We start from the raw sequence: 4,484 nt of genomic DNA on the forward strand, positions 1-4,484 counted from the left end.
ACGCGCGGGCTCGCCGCCGAGACGGATCGTCACCCGCTTGAGGCTGCCGGTGAAAAGCTGGGCCGGGATCTGGGCGATTTTTTCCGCGACCGTGATCCAGGGCCGCGCGGCTTTCAGCGTTTCCGGGTCGAGGTTCGGGAGGTTGACCGCGTTCTTGATCGCGCGGCCGAGAAGCGCGTCGATCACCTGCAGCGTCACGTCGACCGCCACGTTCTCCTGCGCTTCGTTCGTGGCCGCACCGAGGTGCGGCGTCACGATGACCTGAGGACGCTTGAGCAGCGGATGATCGGCCGCGGGCGGCTCTTCTTCGAAGACGTCCAGCGCCACGCCCGAAACCTGGCCGGATTCCACGGCCTTGTCGAGCGCCATTTCGTCGAGGATTCCTCCGCGCGCGCAGTTGACGATCTTCACGCCTTTTTTGCAGAGCTTCAGCGTCTCTTCATTCAGGATGTTGCGCGTTTCCGGCGTCAGCGGCGTGTGCAGCGTGATGAAGTCCGCCACTTTCAGGAGGCTTTTCAGGTCCATGAATTCCACGGGATATTCCTTCACGCTGGCCTTGGAGATGAAAGGATCGAACGTCACGATCTTCATGCCGAACGCGGCTCCGCGCTTGGCCACTTCCCGGCCGATGCGGCCGAAGCCGACGACGCCGAGCACCTTGCCCATGAGCTGCGTGCCGGTGAAGCTCTTGCGGTCCCATTTGCCGCTGCCGACCGACTTGTAAGCCTGCGGGATGTTGCGCGCAAGCGCCATCAGCATCGAAAACGTATGCTCCGCCGTGGAAATCGTGTTGCCCTCGGGCGTATTCATCACGATGATGCCGCGCTTGGTGGCTTCGGGCAGATCGACGTTGTCGACGCCCACGCCGGCGCGGCCGATGACGCGCAGCTTGCCCGCGGATTCGAGCACGTCTTTGGTCAGGCGCGTGCCGCTGCGGATGATGATCGCGTCATAACGCGAGATGATTTTCTTGAGCTCTTCGGGCTTGAGCCCCACGTGCTCTTCGACTTCGAAGGATTTTTCTTTCTTCAGGATCTCGAGCCCGCCCTTTCCGAGAGGATCCGCGATCAGAATTTTGAATTTCGCATTGGCTTGGGACATGGTCTTTTCCTGTTCGTTGCCTTGGGAAGGCTTTACCGCCTTCTTTTGCTTTTCAGTAAGGGCTGGTGCTGACAAGTTGATCACTCCTGGTTCCGGCAAGCACTTCTTCCAGCGCCTGGAAACCTTCTTCCAGATCCTGCCGGGTAATGGAACCCATGTGCGCCGCGCGCAGAAGACGGCCTTTCAGCGCATCCTGCCCGCCGGCAAACGTCACGTTCTTTTCTTCACGCAAGATTTCGAGGACCTTCGAGCCGTCCGCGCCCCGCGGAAAAAGAGCGGCGGTAAGCGCCGAAGACGGCGACTTCGCAAAAGGCCGCAGGCCCAGGCCTGTGAGCCGCTCGCGGGAATATTCCCCGAGCTTGCGGCAGCGCCACCAGATGTTTTCGAGCTTCTCGGCAAGGATGAGCTCCAGAGCCTTTTCGGCCGCGCACACAAGGCCCGTCGCCGGAGTGAAAGGCGTGTCGCCCGCGGCAAGACTTTTTTCGTAGCGCGCCAGGTCGAAATAATAACGCGGCAGTCTCGCTTCCTCCCTGCGCTTTTTGGCCTTGGCGCTCTCGCTGATGAACGCGAGCCCCGGAGGCAGCATCATGGCTTTCTGCGACCCCGCGATCACGACGTCCACGCCCCACGCGTCCGTTTCCAGACGGTCGGCGCAAAGCCCCGCGATCGCGTCCACGATGAGAAGCGCCGGAGTCTGGCGCACGATTTTACCGAGCGCCTCGATGTCGTTCACGACGCCGGTCGAGGTCTCGCAAAGCTGCGCGAAAACGGATTTGATGCCGGGATTCTGGATGAGCAGCGTCCGCACGGCTTCCACGTCGACAGACTGGCCCCATTCGGATTTCACCACAATGGGCCGGAGCCCGTACGCCTGGGCGATTTCGGCAAAACGCTCGCCGAATTTTCCCGTGTCCAGGACAAGCACCGCGTCCCCTTCGGAATGGAAATTCGCGACGGCCGCTTCCATGCCCGAGCTTCCCGAACCCGCGATCGTATAGACCGGACACTCCGTGCGGAAGACTTTGCGCAGGCGCTCCGACACGACGAGCATGATTTTCCGGAACCGGGGCGTGCGGTGATGAAAGATGGGTTCTGCCAGGACCTCCCTAACCGGTTCCGGAATGGGAACCGGTCCGGGAGTCAGCAGCAAGGAGCGCGAGGTCATTTTTTCTGGCCTAATGCGGCCTTGTGGTTGATGACGTCGTCCACGAGTCCGTAGGCCCTCGCTTCTTCGGGAGATTTGAAATTATCACGGTCCGTGTCGCGCTCGATGACTTCGAGCGGCTGGCCCGTATGATACGCCATGATCTGGTTGAGCTGTTCCTTGAGCTTCAGGATTTCCTTGGCCTGGATCGAAATATCCGAAGCCGAGCCCTGAGCGCCGCCCCACGGCTGGTGGATCATGACGCGGGAATTCGGAAGGCAGTGACGCTTGCCCTTGGCGCCGGCGGTCAGAAGAAGCGCGCCCATGCTGGCGCACTGGCCGAGGCAGTAAGTCGCCACGTCGCATTTCACGAACTGCATCGTGTCGTAAATGCCCAGGCCCGCGGTGACGGATCCGCCCGGGGAATTGATGTAGAGGTTGATGTCCTTTTCCGCGTCTTCCATCTGCAGAAAAAGCATCTGCGCGATGACAAGGTTGGCGATCGTGTCGTCAATGGGGGTGCCGATGAAAACGATTCTGTCTTTCAGGAGGCGGGAATAAATGTCGTACGCCCTCTCGCCCCGGCCGCTCTGCTCCACAACCATAGGTACCAAATAGCCGCTCATCGAATCCTCCTTTGGACCGTCATTCCGAGGAATGAAGCCCTATTGCTTCGCGTTCTGTTTGATGAAATCGATCGTTTTTTCGTTGCGCAGCTGGTCCCTTACCGAATCCAGCGCTTCGGGACTACCATTATAATACTTCTCCACCGCGTCCACGGGCTGCTTGAAGCGTTCCGCCACTTTTGCGAAATGCTTTTTGAGGTCCTCTTCGGAAACGGTGATGTTTTCCTTCGTGGCGATCTCGTCGAGAAGAAACGCGATCTGAAGCTGGCGCTCGGCCTCGGGACGGAGGGTCTCGCGCATTTTATTCTTTTCCTCTTCCGGAATTTCCGGGTGCTCGTGATCGTGGTCGTCGCCGTGATTATGCTCGCCGGAATGCTTGTGGATCGCCTGGTCCAGCAAAGACGCGATGCGCCTTTCCACAAGGCGCGGCGGAAGATCGAGCTTGTTCTTCTCGATCATTTCCTGCAGCAGCACTTTTTCGTACGCCGATTCCGCTTCCCGTTCCTTCTGGGTCACAATGTCTTTGCGGATTTTTTCCTTGAGGTCTTCGAAGGACGTGAATTCCCCGGCTTCGCGCGCGAGGTCGTCATTCATTTCCGGAAGAATTTTCTGTTTGATCTCTTTCACCGAGACCTTGAACGCCGCTTCTTTGCCGGCAAGGTCCTTGCGGCCCATGTCCGCCGGAAACTGGATTTTCACTTCTTTCTCGTCGCCGCTTTTCGAACCGGCGAGCTGCTTGGAAAAACCTTTGAGGAATTCCTCTTCCTTGAGCTCGAACCAGTCGCCCGCGCGCTTTTCGACTTCCTTGCCGTCGACCCAGCACACGTAATCCGCGATCACGAAATCGCCCATGGCCGCGGGCCTGTCTTCCACGGCCTTGTACTGCGCGAGCGATTCCTGGATGCGCTTCAGGCTGTCTTCCAATTCTTTTTCCGCGGACTCGGGCTTCTGCTTCGGCGCGGAGAGGCCCTTGACCTTGTTCAGTTTGATCTTCGGACGCACTTCGACCGCCGCCTCGAAGCTGAGGCTGTTGTCGTCGAACTTGATGTCTTTGATTTCAGGATAGCCGACCGGCTCCAGGGATTTGTCCTGGACCGCCTTGTGGTAGGAATCGTTCAGCAGGTTCTTGACCACCTGTTCGCGCGCCGCGTCGCGGTAATGGAGCGCCACGACGTTCTTGGGCGCCTTGCCGGGGCGAAAGCCGGGAATCTTGGCATTGGGAATCATCGCCTGGAAACAGGCGTCGAATTCCTGGGAGATCTCTTCCTTGCCCACTTCGATCTTGAGAATTTTTTCGCAGGACTTTCCGTCCTTCACAGACACTTTTAAAGCCACAATCGTCTCCTTTTAAATCTTGAAATGAAAAATCCGGGGGTCCGCGGGTCTCATTCGGAAGCAGTGGATGAGAGCGACACGAAACTAGAGTGATCTTAACATTATCAGGTTACCGGGAATCGATCGCCTTCGGCTCCAGCCTTTGGCTTCCGCCTCCGGTCGACGTCCGCGGCCGAGAAGGAGGTCGCCGCTTGCGCGGCTCCATCGATTTGGAGCTCGGCCGCTCCTGTTCGATTCCCTCCACTCCTGATAAGAAAAAACAAAATGGAGCGAGTGGA

4 protein-coding genes are annotated in these 4,484 nt (G+C 58.8%); all 4 read right to left on the reverse strand.

Annotation, left to right across the window (positions count from 1 at the left end; all coding sequences use genetic code 11):
- Positions 1–1,101: phosphoglycerate dehydrogenase (serA, locus tag VL688_03925; protein ID HTL47195.1), on the reverse strand; the 1,101-nt coding region annotated here is incomplete at its 3' end.
- A gap of 52 nt (positions 1,102–1,153) precedes the next feature.
- The gene (locus VL688_03930) at positions 1,154–2,266 is read right to left on the reverse strand and encodes an alanine--glyoxylate aminotransferase family protein (GenBank protein ID HTL47196.1); all 1,113 of its coding nucleotides are present in this window, start codon (positions 2,264–2,266) and stop codon (positions 1,154–1,156) included.
- Positions 2,263–2,871 (reverse strand): ATP-dependent Clp endopeptidase proteolytic subunit ClpP, encoded by a 609-nt coding sequence (clpP, locus tag VL688_03935; GenBank protein HTL47197.1) that lies wholly within the window; start codon positions 2,869–2,871, stop codon positions 2,263–2,265. The genes VL688_03930 and clpP overlap by 4 nt, the downstream gene beginning before the upstream one ends.
- 39 nt (positions 2,872–2,910) lie before the next feature.
- Entirely contained in the window at positions 2,911–4,206 is a 1,296-nt protein-coding gene (gene tig, locus VL688_03940) for a trigger factor (GenBank protein HTL47198.1), read from the reverse strand.
- Positions 4,207–4,484: the final 278 nt, after the last annotated feature.

This window comes from Verrucomicrobiia bacterium (assembly GCA_035495615.1).
GTDB lineage: Bacteria > Omnitrophota > Omnitrophia > Omnitrophales > Aquincolibacteriaceae > DATJFP01.